18 protein-coding genes are annotated in these 19239 nt (G+C 63.1%); 8 read left to right on the top strand and 10 right to left on the bottom strand.

What is annotated here, in order from left to right; all coding sequences use genetic code 11:
• Positions 1-90 precede the first annotated feature (90 nt).
• The 3 genes from M5B96_RS26780 to M5B96_RS26770 form a co-directional block, all read right to left on the bottom strand.
• Positions 91-1191 carry a DNA alkylation repair protein gene (locus M5B96_RS26780; RefSeq protein WP_248799984.1) on the bottom strand — a complete coding sequence of 367 codons (1101 nt, stop codon included), beginning with the start codon at positions 1189-1191 and terminating at the stop codon, positions 91-93.
• 94 nt (positions 1192-1285) lie between these two features.
• Positions 1286-1882, bottom strand: a complete 597-nt coding sequence (locus M5B96_RS26775; RefSeq protein WP_248799983.1) for a helix-turn-helix domain-containing protein — start codon at positions 1880-1882, stop codon at positions 1286-1288.
• Between the two features lie 281 nt (positions 1883-2163).
• Complete coding sequence (locus tag M5B96_RS26770; RefSeq protein ID WP_248799982.1) at positions 2164-4125, bottom strand: FAD-dependent oxidoreductase; 1962 nt, start codon at positions 4123-4125, stop codon at positions 2164-2166.
• A 208-nt stretch (positions 4126-4333) separates the two neighbouring features.
• On the opposite strand from M5B96_RS26770, the gene M5B96_RS26765 reads away from it, so the two are divergent.
• Together M5B96_RS26765 and M5B96_RS26760 are read left to right on the top strand one after the other, a co-directional pair.
• Entirely contained in the window at positions 4334-5377 is a 1044-nt protein-coding gene (locus M5B96_RS26765) for an ABC transporter substrate-binding protein (protein WP_248799981.1), read from the top strand.
• 294 nt (positions 5378-5671) lie between these two features.
• Positions 5672-6457 (top strand): class II aldolase/adducin family protein, encoded by a 786-nt coding sequence (locus M5B96_RS26760; protein WP_248799980.1) that lies wholly within the window; start codon positions 5672-5674, stop codon positions 6455-6457.
• A 151-nt stretch (positions 6458-6608) separates the two neighbouring features.
• On the opposite strand, the gene lpdA is transcribed toward M5B96_RS26760, so the two are convergent.
• From lpdA to M5B96_RS26740, 4 genes are read right to left on the bottom strand one after another with little or no spacing between them, the layout of a single operon-like run.
• Positions 6609-7997, bottom strand: coding sequence for a dihydrolipoyl dehydrogenase (gene lpdA, locus M5B96_RS26755; protein ID WP_248799979.1), 1389 nt, complete (start codon positions 7995-7997; stop codon positions 6609-6611).
• A gap of 2 nt (positions 7998-7999) precedes the next feature.
• The gene (locus M5B96_RS26750) at positions 8000-9280 is read right to left on the bottom strand and encodes a dihydrolipoamide acetyltransferase family protein (RefSeq protein WP_248799978.1); all 1281 of its coding nucleotides are present in this window, start codon (positions 9278-9280) and stop codon (positions 8000-8002) included.
• Positions 9281-10336: an alpha-ketoacid dehydrogenase subunit beta gene (locus tag M5B96_RS26745; protein WP_248799977.1), complete on the bottom strand. Its 1056-nt coding sequence runs from the start codon at positions 10334-10336 to the stop codon at positions 9281-9283.
• Positions 10337-10339: 3 nt separating this feature from the next.
• The gene (locus M5B96_RS26740; protein ID WP_248799976.1) at positions 10340-11575 is read right to left on the bottom strand and encodes a 3-methyl-2-oxobutanoate dehydrogenase (2-methylpropanoyl-transferring) subunit alpha; all 1236 of its coding nucleotides are present in this window, start codon (positions 11573-11575) and stop codon (positions 10340-10342) included.
• A 195-nt stretch (positions 11576-11770) separates the two neighbouring features.
• Here M5B96_RS26740 and bkdR point away from each other — a divergent pair, with 195 nt between their 5' ends.
• Positions 11771-12259, top strand: a complete 489-nt coding sequence (bkdR, locus tag M5B96_RS26735; protein WP_040069147.1) for a Bkd operon transcriptional regulator BkdR — start codon at positions 11771-11773, stop codon at positions 12257-12259.
• Positions 12260-12350: 91 nt separating this feature from the next.
• Here the strand turns inward: bkdR and csrA are convergent, their stop codons facing one another.
• A complete protein-coding gene (gene csrA, locus M5B96_RS26730; RefSeq protein ID WP_100940160.1) occupies positions 12351-12542 on the bottom strand; it encodes a carbon storage regulator CsrA in 192 nt (63 codons plus the stop codon).
• A 250-nt stretch (positions 12543-12792) separates the two neighbouring features.
• Between csrA and M5B96_RS26725 the strand changes: the two genes are divergently transcribed.
• On the top strand, positions 12793-13173 hold the full coding sequence (locus M5B96_RS26725) for a hypothetical protein (RefSeq protein WP_248799975.1): 381 nt from the start codon (positions 12793-12795) through the stop codon (positions 13171-13173).
• Between the two features lie 171 nt (positions 13174-13344).
• Here M5B96_RS26725 and M5B96_RS26720 read toward each other — a convergent pair whose 3' ends face one another.
• Complete coding sequence (locus M5B96_RS26720; RefSeq protein ID WP_248799974.1) at positions 13345-14034, bottom strand: endonuclease; 690 nt, start codon at positions 14032-14034, stop codon at positions 13345-13347.
• 4 nt (positions 14035-14038) lie between these two features.
• Positions 14039-14311, bottom strand: a complete 273-nt coding sequence (locus M5B96_RS26715) for a DUF1654 domain-containing protein (RefSeq protein WP_248799973.1) — start codon at positions 14309-14311, stop codon at positions 14039-14041.
• Between the two features lie 358 nt (positions 14312-14669).
• On the opposite strand from M5B96_RS26715, the gene M5B96_RS26710 reads away from it, so the two are divergent.
• The 4 genes from M5B96_RS26710 to M5B96_RS26695 are packed head-to-tail and all read left to right on the top strand — an operon-like array spanning position 14670 to position 19236.
• Positions 14670-15629 (top strand): sugar ABC transporter substrate-binding protein, encoded by a 960-nt coding sequence (locus M5B96_RS26710; RefSeq protein ID WP_248799972.1) that lies wholly within the window; start codon positions 14670-14672, stop codon positions 15627-15629.
• 56 nt (positions 15630-15685) lie between these two features.
• Positions 15686-17239: a sugar ABC transporter ATP-binding protein gene (locus tag M5B96_RS26705; protein WP_248799971.1), complete on the top strand. Its 1554-nt coding sequence runs from the start codon at positions 15686-15688 to the stop codon at positions 17237-17239.
• Complete coding sequence (locus M5B96_RS26700; RefSeq protein ID WP_248799970.1) at positions 17236-18213, top strand: ABC transporter permease; 978 nt, start codon at positions 17236-17238, stop codon at positions 18211-18213. Before M5B96_RS26705 ends, M5B96_RS26700 begins: the two co-directional genes overlap by 4 nt.
• A 3-nt stretch (positions 18214-18216) precedes the next feature.
• On the top strand, positions 18217-19236 hold the full coding sequence (locus tag M5B96_RS26695) for a LacI family DNA-binding transcriptional regulator (RefSeq protein ID WP_248799969.1): 1020 nt from the start codon (positions 18217-18219) through the stop codon (positions 19234-19236).
• Positions 19237-19239: the final 3 nt, after the last annotated feature.

Raw genomic sequence — 19239 nt, 5'->3', positions numbered from 1 at the left:
GAGGTCGCGATTCTACTGCAACGCCCTTCATTTGCGTGAAGCTCGATCGGTAGGCGCCGACCTTGAGAACGCCATCGCCGGCAAGCCGGCTTATTCGAGGATATCGAAACCGCTGCTGCCCAGGCGCTCGCCATTGACCAGCAAATGCACGGCATGATGACCGCTGTAGTGCTTGCGGGTGGTCAGTTCACGGATGTGCTGGCGCCGGCTCAGGGTTTCACTGGCACCGGCGGCCAGGTGCAGGGTCTTGAGCTTGAAGACCTTGCTCGAGGTGGCACCCGAGGCCTTCACGTAGTCGATCGCGTAGTCGATCACCAGCTTCTGGCTGGCCGCCACGCGGGAGGCCAGGGTGAAGGACAGGGTGACGCTGTCGCCGAGGCGGATCACCGCGGGTTCGACCTTCAGCCCCCGCACTTCGACCTCGGCCCTGGCGCCGGCGCCCATCAGCGTGAGGGCCCGTGGATTGCCCTGTTTGATCAGGCTGCGCAGGGCATGACGGGCGATCCAGGCGGTGCGCGGGTCCTCCAACGACCAGCCCTCGATCAGTTCCAGTACCCAGTCGGGATGCTCCTTGGTGATGTCGTTGAGATGGTTGGCCACCGATTTGCGCACGTACAGGCTGTCGTCGGCCTTGAGGGTGTCGAGTATTTCGGCGGCGAGGCTCGGATCGGCCTGGATTTGGGCCAGTCGGAAGGACCATGGCAGGCGTGGTCGCGAGCCTTCGCTGGCGAGGCGACGGACGTGTTCGTCGGGGTCCAGGGACCAGCTTTTCATCACCGCCAGGGTGCGTTCGAAATCGCTGAGCAGAAAGTGCCGTATGGCGAACTCCGAAGAGCCGAAGGCGGTGAAGTACTTCAGTGCGTCCATCGACAGTTCGAAGTCCTCGCTACCGTAGCTCGCCACGTAGTGCGGCAGGCACATGCAGACAAAGCCGCTGTTCAGGCGCGGGGCGAGCTGGCGCAGCAGCTTGAGGGACTGCCTGTAGCTCAGCGGCAGCACCGCGTGCAGGCTTTCGCTGACCCGGGCCAGGCGCTGCATGATCGACAGTTCATCGAGACCCTGGTGGGTGCGACTGATAAAACCGGCGCTATCGAAGTCGGGGTACACCGCGCGCATCTCGTTGGCGATATGCAGCAGGCGTTCGCTGTTGAAGATTTCCTTCAGCGCCGGGGCGGCTTGTTCGGTGCTCATGGTGGGACCTTGTCGGGTTCAGGGCTGTTGGAAAACTCGCCGGGCCTGTTGCTGACGCTGGATGATCGTCGCCCAGGCGGTTGTCGTACAGGGCCTAGAAGGTTGGCGGAGTGATGACCCAGATGACCACGGCGTCGACCTCGCCGGGGTTGCCATAGCGGTGCGGTTCCTGGCTGGAGAAGCTGAAGCTGTCACCCTCGGTCAGTTGGAAGTGACGCTCGCCGACCCAGAGTTCGAAGGTCCCGGACAGCAGGTAGCCGGCTTCTTCGCCTTCGTGGCTGTAGCTTTGCTGGCTGTAGGTGCCTGGCGGGAAGCGCGAGTGGAGGATTTCCAGTTGGCGGTTGGGTTGCGGGGTCAGCAGTTGGTCGACGATGCCGTCTTCGTAGTGCACGCTCAGGCGGCTGTTCTTGCGCACCACGTAGCCGTTGTCCGCGGGGGCGGTGATGGCTTCGCTGGCGAAGAACCACTGGATGGTCACGCCCAGGCTGCGGGCGATATTGAACAGGGCCGGGATCGACGGGTAGGCGAGGTTGCGTTCCAGCTGGCTGATGTAGCCGGCGGTGAGTTCGGCCTGGGTCGCCAGTTCGGTCAGGGTCATGCCACGCCGTTTGCGCAGGCCGCGAATACGCGTACCGAGAAACTGCGGGCCCGCGGCGGCGCTGTCACCGGCGGGCGTTGGGGCGTTGCTCATGGCCTGCTCCAATCCTTGAAAGGGCCGCAGTATAAGGCACTTGGCGAGTGTTGAGGGGGCACCCTGGTACCCAATGATCTCAAGCCTTGCCGAGATTTGTGGCGAGCGGGCTTGCCCGCGCTGGGGCGCGAAGCGGCCCTAAAATCTGCGACCCCATGGTGTCAGATAGAACGCGATCACAGGTTTTACGACTGCTTCGCAGCCGAGCGCGGGCAAGCCCGCTCGCCACCGAGTTCACCTGCCACCGGGTTTAGCAGCCACGAGGTTTGTCCGGCTTACGGTCAGATCTCCCAGGCGACCTTCAGCCCTTCATAGATTGCTTCCTCCACCGTACGCGGCGCCAGGCAATCGCCGATCCGGCGGAACGCCACCAAACTCTGCAATTCATCACCCAGGGTATCGACCGGTTGATGTCCCTGGCACAGCACCAGGGTGTCGACCTCTTCGAACAACATCGGCTCGCCGCTGGCGGTATGTTGCAGGTACACCGTGTTGTCATCGCAGCCATAGAGCCGGGCATACGGGGTGATGGGAATACCGAGGCGATGCAGCTCACCGGCCAACTGGTCGCGCACATACAGCGGCAGGCTCTCGCCACAATGGGGGCCGTTGACCGCCAGTCGCACCTGATGCCCGGCCCGCACCAGACGCTCGGCAATCCCCGGCCCGATCCAGTCGCAACGCCAGTCGACCACCACCACCGAACGGCCGACCGGCACTTCGTCACGCAGCACCTGCCAGGCATCCACCACCTGCAACTCACCGCCGCGCTCGAAGGCCGGCCAGTAAGGTTCGGCACCGGTGGCGACAATCACCAGGTCCGGCCGCTCGCGCTCCACCAGCGCCCGGTCGACCCGGGTATTGCGCACCACCCGCACGCCGGCCAGTTCCATTTCCCGTTGCAGGTTGGTGCTGGCGCCGCCGAATTCGCTACGGCGCGGCAGCAACTGCGCCAGCAATACCTGGCCGCCCAACTGCGAGCTGGCCTCGTACAAGCTCACCTCATGCCCGCGCTGCGCCGCCACGGCCGCCGATTTCATCCCCGCCGGGCCACCGCCGGCAATCATCACGCGCTTGCGCCGCGTCGTGGCAATCAACTGCCCGTACTGCAACTCGCGGCCGGTTTCCGGGTGCTGGATACAACTGATCGGCAGGCCCTTGTGGAAGTGCCCGATACAGGCCTGGTTGCAGGCGATGCAGGCGCGAATATCTTCGCTGTGGCCGCTGTCGGTCTTGTTCGGCATCTGCGGGTCGCAGATCAGCGCCCGGGTCATGCCGCAGACATCGGCCTGGCCACGGCAGAGGATCAACTCGGCCTCCTGCGGCTGGTTGATCCGTCCGGTGACGAACAGCGGAATCGACAGCCTGGCCTTGAACGTGCCGGCTTCTTTCGCCAGATAGGCGGCTTCGATGGCCATCGGCGGGACGATATGCACCGCGCCACCGAGGGACGCTGAAGTCCCGGCGACGATATGCACATAGTCCAGTTCGCCTTGCAACTGCACCACGGCGGCCAGGGATTCGTCCTCGGTCAGGCCTTCGGCATCGCGCTCGTCGGCGGAAATCCGCAGGCCGATGATGAATTGTTCATCGGTGGCCGCGCGCACGGCGGCCAGCACTTCCCGGAGGAAACGCAGACGCTGCACCAACTCGCCGTTGTAGCCGTCGGTGCGCCGATTGATCCGCGGGTTGATGAACTGCGCCGGCAGGTAGCCATGGCTGGCGACCACCTCCACGCCGTCGATCCCGGCCTGGTGCAGGCGCCGCGCCGCCGCCGCGTAGCCGCCGACGATCTCGTCGATCATCGCCTGGTCCAGTGCCCGCGGCATGACCCGGAAACGCTCGTTGGGCACGCAGGACGCCGAGTAGGCGACTGCCAGCAGGCCATCGCTGGACTCCATGATTTCCCGGCCCGGATGGAAGATCTGCGACAACACCAGGGTGCCGTGGGCATGACAGGTCTCGGCCAGCCGCCGATAGCCGTCGATGCAGGCATCGTCGGTGGCCATCAGCACGTGGGAGGTGTAGCGCGCACTGTGGTGGACCCCCGCCACCTGCAGCACGATCAAGCCGACACCGCCTTCGGCGCGGGCCCGGTGATAGGCGATCAACTGCTCGTTGACCAGGTTGTCGGTGGGCATGGAGGTGTCGTGCCCGCTGGACATGATGCGGTTCTTCAGGCGCTTGCCACGGATCTGCAAGGGTTCGAACAGATGACGAAAGGCATGTGGCGACGTCGACATGGCAAGGCTCCAGGCGGCCCGGGATCAAGGACGGGCGGTTGTTATTATTGCTCCATGAAAATTTACCTGTAGTAAAAAATCAACTTGTTTTTTTACTTTGCCTTCGGTTAGCTTCAAAACACGCCTGATGACCGGGCGTACCTCATACAACAAGAAAATGGATCGCCATGGGCGTCGGACCCGGGTGATACCGCACGAGGATTCAACGATGAAATCGAACACCCGCACGTACGGTTTTTATCCCTTGCTCCTGACGCTGGTCATGGGCAGTGTCCAGGCCGGCCAGGACATGGTGGTGGTCGGCTATGGCGGCGCCGGGCAGAAAGCCCAGGACACGGCGTTCTTCCAGCCTTTCAGCGCCAAGGATGGCAGCAAGCTGATCCAGAGCGAATACAACGGTGAAATGGCCAGGATCAAGGTCATGGTCGACACCGGCAGCGTCGACTGGGATGTGGTGCAGATCGAAGGACCGGATTTGATGCGCGGGTGTGACGAAGGCATGTATGAACGCCTCGACTGGAAGCAGATCGGCCATGCCGACCAGTTGATCCCCGATGCGGCCCAGGAGTGCGGTTCGGCGGCGCTGGTGTGGAGTGTCGCCATCGCCTACGACACCGACAAGCTGGCGCGGGCGCCGGTGTCCTGGGCCGACTTCTGGGATGTGCAGACCTTTCCCGGCAAGCGCGGTTTGCGCAAGCGTGCGGTGTACAACCTGGAGTTCGCGTTGATGGCGGATGGAGTGAAGGCCGAGGACGTGTATACGGTATTGAGCACACCGAAAGGGATCGACCGGGCCTTTGCCAAGCTCGACCAGCTCAAGCCTTATATCCAGTGGTGGGAGGCGGGCGCCCAGCCGGCGCAATGGCTGATGGCTGGCGATGTGGTCATGACCTCGACCTACAGCGGACGCGTGGCCGCCGCCGCGCAGCAGGGCAGCCATCTGGCCCTGGTCTGGCCGCAGAGCCTGTACGGCATGGATTACTGGGCGATCATCAAGGGCTCGAAGCACGTTGATCAGGCCAAGCGTTTTATTGCCTTTGCCAACCAGGCCGATGCCCAGGTCAATTACGTGCGGCAGATTCCCTACGGTCCGACCAATACCGAGGCCGCCACGCGGCTGGATCCGAGCCTGGCGAAGTGGGTGCCGACGGCGCCGCAGAACCTCAAGGGCGCGTTGTCGATGAACGTGGCGTTCTGGAACGATCACGGCGAGGAGCTTGAAGAACGTTTCAATGCCTGGGCAAGCAAGTAAAGTAGCGGCAGCCGGGCGATGTCTGTCAGCTAAGAGTAATCTTCAGACTGGCCGATATTTATTTGTGGCGAGCGGGCTTGCCCGCGTTGGGGCGCGAAGCGGCCCTAAAATCAGCGACTTCATTGTGTCAGGTAGAACGCAGTCACAGGTTTTGGGTCTGCTTCGCAGCCCAGCGCGGGCAAGCCCGCTCGCCACAAGACCGCGTCCAGCCTCAAATTTCGTTAACTGGTTGGCATTAGGGATCGCGGACGCCTTTCGGGCACCGCGGTTTATCTGCCTGGAGGAGTTACCCGCTTGAACGACCTTCTGCACACCGCCGCCGCACCGGCGGCCATTGAGCGTCAATTGCGCGAGCAACTGGCGGCCTGTTATCGGTTGATTGCGCACTTTCGCATGACCGACCTGATCTTTACCCATATCTCCCTGCGCTTGCCGGGGCCTGACCATCATTTCCTGATCAACCCCTATGGGCTGATGTTCGAGGAAATCACTGCGTCGAACCTGGTGAAGATTGGTCTGGATGGGCGGGCGGTGGAGGACTCGCCGTATCCGGTGAATCCGGCCGGGTTTGTGATTCACAGTGCGATTCATGGTGCCCGGGAAGATGCGCAGTGCGTGTTGCACACCCATACCCGGGCCGGTTGCGCGGTGGCGGCGCTCAAGTGCGGGTTGTTGCCGGTGAACCAGATTTCCATGGAGTTCTTCGGGCGCACGGCTTACCACGACTATGAAGGCGTGGCGCTGGATCTGGATGAGCAGGCGCGGTTGGTGCGGGACCTGGGGGACAAGTCGGTGATGCTGTTGCGCAACCATGGTTTGCTGACGGTGGGCGAGAGCGTGGCCCAGGCGTTTTTCCGCATGTATTACCTGGAGAAGGCCTGCGAGATCCAGATTGCGGCCCAGGCGTGTGGAGAGTTGGTATTGCCGTCGGACGCGGTGTGCGCCCATACCGAGCGACAGTTCAATGACCCGGGCCGGCCGCTGGAGGAGGGGCAGTTGAGCGACCCGGATGCCATGGGGTTGGCGTGGGCGGCGATGTTGCGGTTGCTGGATCGGGTGGCGCCGGGGTATCGGGATTAACACTTAGGGAATGTTGGACTCGTTTTTGTGGGAGCGGAGCTTGCCCGCGAAGAACGATAACGCGGTGTATCTGCTACTCCGCGTGTTCTCGAGATTCGCGGGCAAGCTCCGCTCCCACAGGGTGCGTGTTCAACCCATGGATCAGTGGTGCCTAGAGGTGCAACGCATGCCCCAACGCCCGCAGCGCCGCTTCCTGCACGGCCTCACCCAGGGTCGGATGGGCATGGATGGTCCCGGCGATATCTTCCAGGCAGGCACCCATTTCCAGGGATTGCCCGAACGCCGCCGCCAGTTCCGACACCCCGGCCCCCACCGCCTGCCAGCCGACGATCAGATGATTGTCACGCCGCGCCACCACCCGCACGAAACCGCTTTTCGATTCCAGGGTCATGGCCCGGCCATTGGCGGCAAACGGGAAACTCGACACCAGGCAATCCAGCCCGGCGGCCTTGGCTTCATCCGGGGTTTTACCGACCACCACCAACTCAGGATCGGTAAAGCACACCGCGGCAATCGCCGTCGGATTGAACTCACGATGTTGCCCGGCAATCAGCTCGGCAACCATCTCGCCCTGGGCCATGGCCCGGTGCGCGAGCATCGGTTCGCCGGTCAGGTCGCCGATGGCCCAGACATTGCGCATGCTGGTCTGGCAGCGGTTGTCGATCTTGATCGCCGCGCCGTTCATGTCCAATGCCAGGGCTTCAAGGTTCCAGCCCTGGGTCCGTGGCTTGCGCCCTACGGCCACCAGCACCTGGTCGGTCACCAGGTGCAGGGTTTCACCCTGGGGATCGCGCACCGACAGGGTGCTTGACGCCGCATCGAAGCCTTCGACGCTATGCCCCAGATGCACGGTAATACCCAGGGCCTTGATCGACTCGGCCACCGGCTGGGTCAGTTCACGATCATAGGTTGGCAGGATCCGCTCGCGGGCTTCGACCACCGTGACCTCGGCCCCCAGCTTGCGGTAGGCAATCCCCAGCTCCAGGCCGATATAGCCACCGCCGACCACGGTCAGGCGCTTGGGAATCGAAGTCGGCGCCAGCGCTTCGGTGGACGAAATGATCGGCCCGCCGAGCGGCAGCATCGGCAGGTTCACCGTTTGCGAACCGCTGGCCAGCAGCAGGTGTTCGCACTGGATGCGCAAGCCATCGACCTCGACATGCTTGCCATCGATGACCTTGGCCCAGCCATGGATCACCTTGACGCCATTCTTCTTCAATAACGCGGCGACGCCGCTGGTCAGGCGGTCGACAATCCCGTCCTTCCACTCGACGCTCTTGCCGATATCCAGGCTCGGCGCCGACACCTTGATCCCCAGCGGCGAGGTGCCGCCACTGTAGCCTCGGGTGGTGTGGAACTGTTCGGCGACATGGATCAGCGCCTTGGACGGAATGCAGCCGACGTTCAGGCAGGTGCCGCCCAGCGCCTGGCCTTCCACCAGCACGGTGGGAATGCCCAGTTGGCCGGCACGAATCGCCGCGACATAACCGCCAGGGCCGCCGCCGATGATCAACAGGGTGGTGTTTTGGGTCTGTTGCATGATCACTCCACAAACAGGCTGGCGGGTTGTTCGAGCAAGCCGCGAATGGCCTGGATGAATTGGGCCGCGTCCATGCCGTCGACCACCCGGTGATCGAAGGAACTGGACAGGTTCATCATCTTGCGGATCACGATCTGGCCCTTGATGACCACGGGCCGCTCGACAATGCGGTTGACCCCGACAATCGCCACTTCCGGCAGGTTCAGCACCGGCGTGCTGACAATCCCGCCCAGCGCCCCGAGGCTGGTCAGGGTAATGGTCGAGCCGGACATCTCCTCGCGACTGGCCTTGCCACTGCGGGCGGCCTGGGCCAGGCGGTTGATCTCGTCCGAAGTGCCCCACAGGTTGAGGCTTTCGGCATGGCGCACCACCGGCACCATCAGGCCTCCGTCGGTCTGCGCGGCCACCCCGACATGCACCGCGCCATGGCGGGTGATGACCTGGGCCTCGTCGTCATAGCGCACGTTGATCTGCGGGAAATCGCGCAAAGCCACGACCATCGCCCTTACCAGGAACGGCAGCAGGGTCAGCTTGCCACGGCTGTCGCCGTACTTGTGGTTGAGGTGGACCCGCAGCTCTTCTAGGGCAGTGACATCCACTTCCTCGACATAGCTGAAATGCGCGGCGCGACGCTTGGCGTCCTGCATGCGCTGGGCGATCTTGCGGCGCAGGCCGATCACCGGGATCTGCTGTTCGTCGGTGCGCTTGGCGTAGCTGGCGACCGCTGGAGCCGGTTGCTCGGATTGAGCCAGGTAAGCGTCGAGGTCGTCGTGCAGGATGCGCCCGGCCGGGCCGCTACCGTGGACGAAACGCAATTCGATCCCGGCATCCCAGGCGCGTTTGCGCACGGCGGGAGAGGCCAGTGGACGCTCGTCGGCGGCGCGGGCCACGGGGGCAGGGGGGGCCGCTGCGGGGCCGGTTGGCGCCGGTTTGGCGACGGGCTTGCTCGCGGTTTCAGGTTCGGCCATCGGCTGTTCCACGACCGCCGCCGGTGCAGCCTTCGGTGCCGGCGCTTCAGCGCCTTCGCGCAGGTTGCCGGCGCCTTCCACTTCAATGCTGATCAGAACGCTGCCGACCGCCATGACTTCCCCGGGCACGCCGCCCAGGGCAAGCACCTTGCCGTGGACCGGCGAGGGGATATCGACCATGGCCTTGTCGGTCATGACGTCCGCCAGCACCTGGTCTTCGACCACCAGGTCACCGACCTTGACGTGCCACTGCGACAGTTCGACTTCGGCGATGCCTTCACCGATATCCGGCATCTTGATGATATGAGTACCCATTCAGACCTCCATGACCCGTTTCAAGGCCGCACCGACGCGCACCGGGCCGGGGAAATAAGCCCATTCCTGTGCGTGCGGGTAAGGCGTGTCCCAGCCGGTGACGCGCTCGATCGGTGCTTCCAGGTAGTAGAAGCAATGCTCCTGGACCAGGGCGATCAGCTCGGCACCGAAGCCGCAGGTGCGGGTGGCTTCGTGGACGACGACACAACGACGGGTTTTCTTCACGGAGTTGACGATGGTTTCCAGGTCCAGCGGCCAGAGGCTGCGCAGGTCGATGACTTCGGCGTCGACCCCGGTTTCCTCGGCGGCGGCCTGGGCTACGTAGACGGTGGTGCCGTAGGTGAGGATAGTCACCTCGGTGCCGGGACGGACGATGGCGGCGCTGTCCAGTGGCACGGTGTAGTAGCCCTCGGGCACGGCGCTGGCCGGGTGCTTGGACCAGGGCGTTACCGGACGCTCGTGATGGCCGTCGAACGGGCCGTTGTACAGGCGCTTGGGTTCGAGGAAGATCACCGGGTCATCGTTTTCGATGGCCGCGATCAGCAGGCCCTTGGCGTCGTAGGGGTTGGACGGCATCACCGTGCGCAGGCCGCAGACCTGGGTGAACATCGCTTCCGGGCTCTGGCTGTGGGTCTGGCCGCCGTAGATGCCGCCGCCGCAGGGCATGCGCAGGGTCATCGGCACGCTGAACTCGCCGGCGGAGCGGTAGCGTATCCGCGCCGCTTCCGAGACGATCTGGTCGGAGGCGGGGTAGAAGTAGTCGGCGAACTGGATTTCCGCCACCGGGCGCAAGCCGTAGGCGCCCATGCCGACGGCGACGCCGACGATGCCGCTTTCCGAGATCGGCGCGTCAAACACCCGCGAGGTGCCGTATTTGTTCTGCAGGCCTTCGGTGCAACGGAACACACCGCCGAAGTAACCGACGTCCTGGCCGAACACCACCACGTTGTTATCGCGCTCAAGCATCACATCCATGGCCGAGCGCAGGGCCTGGATCATGGTCATGGTGCTGGTGGCCACGGCGTTCTCCGTTTGCAGTTTGCTGTGATCGTTCATGGCTTATAACCCCAATTCCTGACGCTGCCGGCGCAAGTGCTCGGGCATGTCCTTGTAGACGTCCTCGAAGATGCTCGCGGCGCTGGGCATCTGCCCGCCGGCCAGGGTGCCGAACTGTTCGGCTTGCTTCTGCGCGGCGACGATCTCGGCTTCCAGTTCGGCGCTGACCGCGGCGTGTTCCTCTTCGGACCATTGGCCGATGGCGATCAGGTGCTGCTTGAGGCGCATGATCGGGTCGCCCAGGGGGAAGTGGCTCCAATCGTCGGCGGGACGGTACTTGGATGGATCGTCGGAGGTGGAGTGTGGGCCGGCACGGTAGGTGACCCACTCGATCAGGGTCGGCCCGAGGTTGCGCCGGGCGCGTTCGGCGGCCCAGGTCGAGGCGGCGTAGACGGCGATGAAGTCGTTGCCGTCGACCCGCAGCGAAGCGATGCCGCAGCCCACGCCACGCCCGGCGAAAGTGGTGGCTTCACCGCCGGCGATGGCCTGGAAGGTGGAGATCGCCCACTGGTTGTTGACCACGTTGAGGATCACCGGGGCGCGGTACACGTGGGCGAAGGTCAGGGCGGTGTGGAAGTCCGACTCGGCGGTGGCGCCGTCGCCGATCCAGGCCGAAGCGATCTTGGTATCGCCCTTGATCGCCGAAGCCATGCCCCAGCCGACAGCCTGGACGAACTGGGTGGCGAGGTTGCCGGAAATGGTGAAGAAACCATGGTCGCGCACCGAGTACATGATCGGCAGTTGCCGGCCCTTGAGCGGATCGCGCTCGTTGGACAGCAGTTGGCAGATCATGTCCACCAGCGGTACGTCCCGGGCCATCAGGATGCTCTGCTGGCGGTAGGTGGGGAAGCACATGTCGTCGAGGTTCAGGGCCATGGCCTGGGCGCTGCCGATGGCTTCCTCGCCGAGGCTCTGCATGTAGAACGACATTTTTTTCTGGCGCTGGGCAACCACCATGCGCGTGTCGAAGATGCGGGTCTTGAGCATGGCGCGCATGCCCTGGCGCAGGATCGCCACCGGCACGCCTTCGGCCCAGGGGCCAAGCGCCTGGCCCTGGTCGTCGAGCACGCGGATCAGGCCCTTGGCCAGGTCGGCGGTGTCGGCGGGTTCGACGTCGATCGGGGGTTTGCGGACCTGGCCGGCATCGGTCAGGCGCAGGTAACTGAAGTCGGTCTTGCAACCGGGACGCCCTGAAGGTTCAGGAACGTGCAGGCGCAGCGGTTCGTACGCTGAGGTCATGGCTTTCTACGCTCTATCTTGTGAATTTCTTGTAGTGGGCGCGCGAGCTGGCAATCATTCCCTAGGTAAGGGAAATCTTGTCCTACAACAATCATAGGCCGGACGAAGAAGAATATTTCTCTCTGTTTCGTTGCGCTTGAGACGATTTGCAGATAAAAAATCTGCATAACCATAAAAAGCAGGTGTTTTTATCTCATGCGCAAACTGGATCGCACCGATATCGGGATTCTCAACAGCCTTCAGGAGAATGCCCGCATCACCAACGCCGACCTCGCCCGCTCGGTCAACCTGTCGCCGACACCGTGCTTCAACCGGGTCAAGGCCATGGAGGAACTGGGGCTGATCCGTGAGCAGGTGACCTTGCTCGATCCGGAATTGCTTGGCCTGCACGTCAACGTGTTTATCCATGTCAGCCTGGAAAAGCAGGTGGAGGAGGCGTTGCAGCATTTCGAGGCGGCAATTGCCGATCGGCCGGAAGTGATGGAGTGCTACCTGATGGCCGGAGACCCGGACTATCTGATCCGCGTGCTGGTGCCGACGATCCAGTCACTGGAGCGCTTCATGATGGATTTTCTGACCAAGGTGCCGGGGGTGGCGAACATCCGCTCGAGTTTTGCCCTCAAGCAGGTGCGCTACAAGACAGCGCTGCCGTTGCCGGCGGGCGGCCTGATCCTGGGGAGTTGAAATAACGGGCGCGGTTGAGCAAGCGGCGAGGAGAGGGGGGAGCTTTCGTCAGCCGCGACCCTGAAAACGGCGGGCTGACGAGGGAGCAGGCTTACTTTGGTTCTTTATCACCGGCCGAGAGTCCGGCCTGGATGCGCTGGTAAATCTCTTCACGGTGCACGGCAACGTCCTTGGGAGCGTTGATGCCCACCCGGACCTGCTGGCCGCTAACGCCCAGAATCGTGATCGTGATGTTGTCACCGATGTTGATGCTTTCACCGACTTTGCGGGTGAGTATCAGCATGTCTTTCTCCTTGAATGTTACTAAGGTGCCTTTCTCAGGCATTCCTGGCTTAGGTCTTACACACAGAATACCGCTAAGTGCATCCGTACGGGTGGTTCATTACAGACGTCATTTCATTCTATTTAATTCCCCAGGGTCGGAAAATCGTCGGTAATTCAGCCTGATAAGACCGCCACAGCCAGTGGAACGAGGTTAAGACAGGCTGCAAGGTGATAAAATCACATTAACTGATCATTACGGGAGACGCTTTGTGCGCAGAATAGCAGTGATGGTGGCACTCGTGGTGCTGGCTGGGTGTGGAGATGGCTCGGGAAACAAGGTCGAGCCGGCGAAAGTGGCCTCGGCGCCGGTCGCGGCGGTGGCGCCCGTGGGCGGCTGGGACCTGCTGATCAAGGACGACAAGTCCAAGGCCCTCACCGACTGGACGGCCTGGCTGATCGAGCATGCCTATCCGTTCAAGATCCTCGATAACGGCCAGGTCGTCGCCGGACCGTTCGCGAGCAAGGAGATTGCCGAGCAGAAAAAGGCGCAGTTGGCCGACAAGCAGAACATGGATTCCGAGGTGGTGGAGCACAAGGTGCCGGCGGACAGCCCGGCGCAAAATAACGCCGCGCCCGCGCCGGGCTATTGAGCCTGTAGCAGGGCTTGTCGCGATCCCTGTGGGAGCAGAGCTGACCCGCGATCCCTGTGGGAGCAGAGCTTGCTCGCGAAGAGGCCCGTGAGAACACTAAAAGCTTCGCGGGCAAGCACCGCTCCCACAGGGGCAGCGTTCTCCCCTGGGGACCGCGTTCTCAGGGCATCTTCAGCCGCAAGCCTTGAGGTTCACCGGCCCGACAAAGCCGTTGCCGTGGCCCATGACGCAGGCTACGCTCTGGTTGCGCTGGCGCTCCCAGGCCTGGACCGGGTAGGTCTTGTTCCAGGCTTCATACAGCTGGCGATCCTGTCTCGACAGACGCAGGCCGTACTGCTTGCTCATGTAGAAATAGGTTCGCGCGATCATCCCGCGAATCGACGGGCGCGGCATGACCTTCTTGGCCTTGAAGTCGACCTGGGTCAGGCAGGAACCGTATTGGCCTTTCTGCACCGGCAACCAACCAAAGCTGAAGTTGCTACGGTCGCCGTTGACCTCGCCGATGCTCGGCACCAGGTTGTGCAGGTCGGCCTCGGCCTTCTTGTAGGTCGTATCGTTCTGGCTGCAGTTCTTGCGTCCGCCCTGTTGCCAGCACTGGCGCTGATGGCCGATCTGCCAGGCCGGGACAATATGCTCCCACTCGATGCGCGCCGCCCGCTGGGCATTCTTGCGCGGCACATATCCGCAGGATTGCAGGTCGACCCGATTGCCGTTGTACTTGCAACCGCAATAGAACTCAGTGGACTGCCGGGCATAGAGCTTCCAGGCGACTTTCTTGGCTTCGGCGAAGGTGCGGGGCGCATCGGCCTGGGCCGGCAAAACACAGAACAAGCACAACAAGGCGATAAAGCGGACAATCATTGGTTCAGTCTTCCTTCGGGACAACCCAGAAAATCTGTATGCCACCGTCGTCGCGGTAGGCCAGGGTGACGTTGTCGTTCTCGGCGATTTCCTCGAGCAGTTGCTCCCACTCGTCCACCGGTTCGTCCGGCAGCCGAAAGAGCAGGGCGGCCTTGGCTTTCTGCGCGTTCGGCGAGTTGATGATTTTCTGGACGCGCAGGCCCATGCGTTCGTAGGTGCTGGGAGCGGCGGAAGTTGAGTTGGCCACGGAACAATCCTCAATTAGCTGTACGTGCATACAGTATTTAACTGTAAGCCATTTCGCAACTGTCAGGGAATGGTGAGGTGCTTCTGACAGCGCTTTTTGCGATTTGGTGCACGCCAATCGAGAAATTATTAGGTTTTACAGTGAGATGCGCAGTATGGCGGGGGCGGCGGGGGGCTGACGCCAGGGAAGTCCTTGCCCGACCTGGTCGAGGACGTCTTGTTTGTAAGACCGGCGACTATGCTGTGACAGACCGTTGACAAACCTGCGCGAGATTCGCATAGTTGAATTACGCAAACGTTTGCGCGAACTGTTTCCAGGGCTGTGCACACGCATTTCCCGTCACGCTCCTGGCGTTGCTCACAACAATCATAAGATCCGGAGTAAACCCATGAAGTTGCCATTCGCTGGACGCCTTCTTGCTGTCGCCGTACTTGCCGCCGCCTCCGCTACCCTGCCGCTGTCCCAGGCCTTCGCCGCCGATGCCGCCGCCAAGCCGAAGGTCGGCCTGGTGATGAAATCCCTGGCCAACGAATTCTTCCGCACCATGGAAGACGGCGCCAAGGACTACCAGAAAGCCCACACCGCCGATTTCGACCTGGTCTCCAACGGCATCAAGAACGAAACCGATACCACCGCGCAGATCGACATCGTCAACCAGATGATCGTCTCCAAGGTCAACGCCATCGTGATCGCCCCGGCCGACTCCAAGGCCATGGTCTCGGTGATCAAGAAAGCCAAGGATGCCGGGATCGTCGTCATCAACATCGACAACCAGCTCGACGCCGGCGTGCTGAAAAGCAAGGGCATCGAAGTACCGTTCGTAGGGCCTGACAACCGCAAGGGCGCGCGCCTGGTCGGCGAGTACCTGGCCAAGCAGCTGAAAGCCGGTGACGAAGTCGGCATCATCGAAGGCGTGTCCACCACCACCAACGCCCAGATGCGTACCGCCGGTTTCACCGATGCAATGAAGGCCGCCGACATGAAGATCGTCTCCGTGCAGTCCGGCGACTGGGAAATCGACAAGGGCAACGCGGTCGCCTCGGCCATGCTCAACGAATACCCGAACCTCAAGGCGTTGCTCGCCGGCAACGACAGCATGGCCCTGGGCGCGGTCTCGGCCGTGCGTTCGGCGGGCAAGGCCGGCAAGGTGCAAGTGGTGGGTTATGACAATATCAATGCCATCAAACCGATGCTCCAGGACGGTCGCGTGCTCGCCACCGCCGACCAGTTCGCCGCCAAGCAGGCGGTGTTCGGCATCGAAACCGCACTGAAAATCATCAAGGGCGAAAAAGTCGACAGCAAGGACGGCGTGATCGAAACCCCGGTCGAGCTGGTACTCAAGAAGTAAACCTCTCGCCGTTCAACGTGCCCGCTCGTCCTGAGCGGGCACATGGAGACTTTCCTATGTCATCTTCCGCTCCGAACGCTGTCCTGTCGGTCAGCGGTATCGGCAAGACCTACGCGCAACCTGTCCTCAGCAACATCGACCTGACGTTGCTGCGCGGCGAAGTGTTGGCGCTGACCGGTGAAAACGGTGCCGGCAAAAGCACCCTGTCGAAAATCATCGGCGGGCTGGTCACGCCGACCACCGGGCAGATGCTGTTCAACGGTCGCGCCTATACCCCGGGCAGCCGGACCCAGGCTGAAGAGCTGGGCATCCGCATGGTCATGCAGGAACTCAATCTGCTGCCGACCCTGTCCGTGGCGGAAAACCTGTTTCTCGACAACCTGCCCAGCCACGGTGGCTGGATCAGTCGCAAGCAGTTGCGCAGCGCCGCCATCGAAGCCATGGCCCAGGTCGGCCTCGATGCCATCGACCCGGACACCCTGGTCGGTGAGCTGGGTATCGGGCACCAACAGATGGTGGAGATCGCTCGTAACCTGATCGGCGATTGCCATGTGCTGATTCTCGACGAGCCGACTGCGATGCTCACCGCCCGCGAAGTCGAAATGCTCTTCGACCAGATTGCCCGCCTGCAAGCCCGTGGCGTGGCGATCATCTATATCTCCCACCGGCTCGAAGAACTGGCCCGGGTCGCCCAGCGCATCGCGGTGTTGCGCGACGGCAACCTGGTCTGCGTCGAGCCGATGGCCAACTACAACAGCGAGCAACTGGTCAACCTGATGGTCGGCCGCGAGCTGGGCGAACACATGGACATGGGCGTGCGCAAGATCGGCGCGCCGGCCCTGACCGTCAACGGCCTGAGCCGTGGGGACAAGGTGCTCGACGTTTCCTTCGAAGTGCGCGCCGGTGAGATCTTCGGCATTTCCGGCCTGATCGGCGCCGGTCGCACCGAGCTGCTACGGCTGATCTACGGCGCCGATATCGCCGACAGCGGCACGGTCGCCCTCGGCTCGCCGGCCAAGGTCGCGGACATCCGTTCGCCGGTCGATGCGGTGCGCCATGGCATCGCCCTGATCACCGAAGACCGCAAGGGCGAGGGGCTGCTGCTGACGCAATCGATCAGCGCCAATATCGCCCTGGGCAACATGCCGGCGATTTCCAGCGCCGGCCTGGTCAATGGGCGTGACGAGTCGGCGCTGGCACAGCGTCAGATCGATGCCATGCGCATTCGCAGTTCCAGTCCCGACCAACTGGTCTCCGAGCTGTCCGGCGGCAACCAGCAGAAAGTGGTGATCGGTCGTTGGCTGGAGCGCGACTGCGCGGTGTTGCTGTTCGATGAACCGACCCGCGGGATCGACGTCGGCGCCAAGTTCGATATCTATGCCTTGTTGGGCGAACTGACCCGCCAGGGCAAGGCGCTGGTGGTGGTGTCCAGCGACCTGCGCGAGCTGATGCTGATCTGCGACCGCATCGGCGTGCTCTCGGCCGGACGCCTGATCGAGACCTTCGAGCGTGACACCTGGACCCAGGACGAGTTGCTTGCCGCCGCGTTCGCCGGCTACCAAAAACGTGATGCGTTGCTCAACGAAGCGGCGCCCAGGAATACCCTATGAAAACTGCACCTTCCGCCGGCAAGACCTCGCGCAATTTCTATGGCCTGGGCACCTACCTGGGCCTGGCGGGCGCCTTGCTCGCCATGATCATCCTGTTTTCCAGCCTGAGCAGTCATTTCCTCTCCTATGACACCTTCAGCACCCTGGCCAACCAGATTCCCGACCTGATGGTGCTGGCGGTGGGCATGACTTTCGTGCTGATCATCGGCGGCATCGACCTGTCGGTGGGCTCGGTGCTGGCCCTGGCGGCCTCGGCGGTCAGCGTGGCGATCCTCGGCTGGGGCTGGGGCGTGTTGCCGGCCTCGCTGCTGGGCATGGGCTGCGCGGCGCTGGCCGGCACCGTGACCGGTTCGATCACCGTGGCCTGGCGCATTCCGTCGTTTATCGTGTCCCTCGGCGTGCTGGAAATGGCTCGCGGCCTGGCCTACCAGATGACCGGCTCGCGCACCGCCTATATCGGCGACTCGTTCGCCTGGCTGTCGAACCCGGTGGCCTTTGGCATCTCGCCGTCGTTCATCATCGCCTTGCTGGTGATCGTCGTCGCCCAGTTGGTGCTGACGCGGACCGTGTTCGGCCGTTACCTGATCGGCATCGGCACCAACGAGGAAGCCGTGCGCCTGGCGGGGATCAATCCAAAGCCCTACAAGATCCTGGTGTTCAGCCTGATGGGCCTGCTGGCCGGGGTTGCCGCGCTGTTCCAGATCTCGCGCCTGGAAGCGGCGGACCCGAATGCCGGCTCCGGCCTGGAGCTGCAAGTGATCGCCGCCGTGGTGATCGGCGGCACCAGCCTGATGGGCGGCCGTGGTTCGGTGATCAGCACCTTCTTCGGCGTCCTGATCATCTCGGTGCTGGCGGCGGGGTTGGCGCAGATCGGCGCCACCGAGCCGACCAAACGCATCATCACCGGCGCGGTGATCGTGATCGCGGTGGTACTCGATACCTACCGCAGCCAACGCGCCCGTCGGCGGGCCTGAGCCATGGCAACCATCAAGGATGTGGCGGCGCTGGCCGGGATCTCGTACACCACGGTGTCCCATGTACTGAACAAGACGCGGCCGGTCAGCGAGCAGGTGCGGCTCAAGGTCGAAGAGGCGATTGCCCAGCTCGACTATGTGCCCAGTGCCGTGGCGCGCTCGTTGAAAGCCAAGACCACCGCGACCATCGGCCTGCTGGTGCCGAACAGTCTCAACCCGTACTTCGCCGAGCTGGCGCGGGGCATCGAGGATTACTGCGAGCGCAACAACTACTGCGTGATCCTCTGCAACTCCGACGATGACCCGGACAAGCAGCGCAGCTACCTGCGGGTACTGCTGGAGAAACGGGTCGACGGCCTGATCGTCGCCTCCACCGGCGGCGACGACAGCTTTGCCGGCGGCTTGGCGGCGGTGCGCACGCCGATGGTCATAGTTGACCGGGGCATTGCCGGGATCGAAACCGACCTGGTGCGCATCGACCACGAAGAGGGCGCCTATCTGGCCACCCGGCACCTGCTGGAGCTGGGGCATCGGGCGATTGCGTTTATCGGCGGCCCGGCCGATACCAGTGTGGCGCAGATGCGTCTGGCCGGTTATCGACGGGCCCTGGAGCAAGCGGCGGTGCAAGTGCCCGAGCGCTGGGTGGTGAAAAGCGATTTCACCAGCACCGGCGGTTATCAGGCGGCGGCCTTGCTCCTGGAGCGGGACCGGCCCAGCGCGATCTTCGCCGGTAACGACATGCTCGGCATCGGTGTGCTGCGCGCCGCGGCGGAGCGCAATATCCGCGTGCCCGGCGAGCTGTCGGTGATCGGCTTCGACGATATCCAGATGAGCCGTTATGTTTTTCCGGCGTTGACCACGGTCGGCCAGTCGATTCTCCAACTGGGGGAAACCGCGGCCGAAATGCTCTTGAACCGAATCGCCACGCCACTGCTGGCGGTGGACCGGCGGATCGTGACGCCAAGTATTGTCCTGCGCGAATCGACGGCCCCGGTGCCGGGCGTGTTTGCGCAATACCGCTGAATC

This window comes from Pseudomonas sp. MWU13-2105 (assembly GCF_023242315.1).
GTDB lineage: Bacteria > Pseudomonadota > Gammaproteobacteria > Pseudomonadales > Pseudomonadaceae > Aquipseudomonas.
This window is presented reverse-complemented; position numbering and strand designations above follow the sequence as displayed.

Bases quoted from the DNA above. Each gene is read 5' to 3' on its own strand.
- M5B96_RS26780 (WP_248799984.1), bottom strand. From the start codon at position 1,191: ATGAGCACCGAACAAGCCGCCCCGGCGCTGAAGGAAATCTTCAACAGC.
- M5B96_RS26775 (WP_248799983.1), bottom strand. From the start codon at position 1,882: ATGAGCAACGCCCCAACGCCCGCCGGTGACAGCGCCGCCGCGGGCCCG.
- M5B96_RS26770 (WP_248799982.1), bottom strand. From the start codon at position 4,125: ATGTCGACGTCGCCACATGCCTTTCGTCATCTGTTCGAACCCTTGCAG.
- M5B96_RS26765 (WP_248799981.1), top strand. From the start codon at position 4,334: ATGAAATCGAACACCCGCACGTACGGTTTTTATCCCTTGCTCCTGACG.
- lpdA (WP_248799979.1), bottom strand. From the start codon at position 7,997: ATGCAACAGACCCAAAACACCACCCTGTTGATCATCGGCGGCGGCCCT.
- M5B96_RS26750 (WP_248799978.1), bottom strand. From the start codon at position 9,280: ATGGGTACTCATATCATCAAGATGCCGGATATCGGTGAAGGCATCGCC.
- M5B96_RS26745 (WP_248799977.1), bottom strand. From the start codon at position 10,336: ATGAACGATCACAGCAAACTGCAAACGGAGAACGCCGTGGCCACCAGC.
- M5B96_RS26740 (WP_248799976.1), bottom strand. From the start codon at position 11,575: ATGACCTCAGCGTACGAACCGCTGCGCCTGCACGTTCCTGAACCTTCA.
- bkdR (WP_040069147.1), top strand. From the start codon at position 11,771: ATGCGCAAACTGGATCGCACCGATATCGGGATTCTCAACAGCCTTCAG.
- csrA (WP_100940160.1), bottom strand. From the start codon at position 12,542: ATGCTGATACTCACCCGCAAAGTCGGTGAAAGCATCAACATCGGTGAC.
- M5B96_RS26720 (WP_248799974.1), bottom strand. From the start codon at position 14,034: ATGATTGTCCGCTTTATCGCCTTGTTGTGCTTGTTCTGTGTTTTGCCG.
- M5B96_RS26715 (WP_248799973.1), bottom strand. From the start codon at position 14,311: ATGCACGTACAGCTAATTGAGGATTGTTCCGTGGCCAACTCAACTTCC.
- M5B96_RS26710 (WP_248799972.1), top strand. From the start codon at position 14,670: ATGAAGTTGCCATTCGCTGGACGCCTTCTTGCTGTCGCCGTACTTGCC.
- M5B96_RS26705 (WP_248799971.1), top strand. From the start codon at position 15,686: ATGTCATCTTCCGCTCCGAACGCTGTCCTGTCGGTCAGCGGTATCGGC.
- M5B96_RS26700 (WP_248799970.1), top strand. From the start codon at position 17,236: ATGAAAACTGCACCTTCCGCCGGCAAGACCTCGCGCAATTTCTATGGC.
- M5B96_RS26695 (WP_248799969.1), top strand. From the start codon at position 18,217: ATGGCAACCATCAAGGATGTGGCGGCGCTGGCCGGGATCTCGTACACC.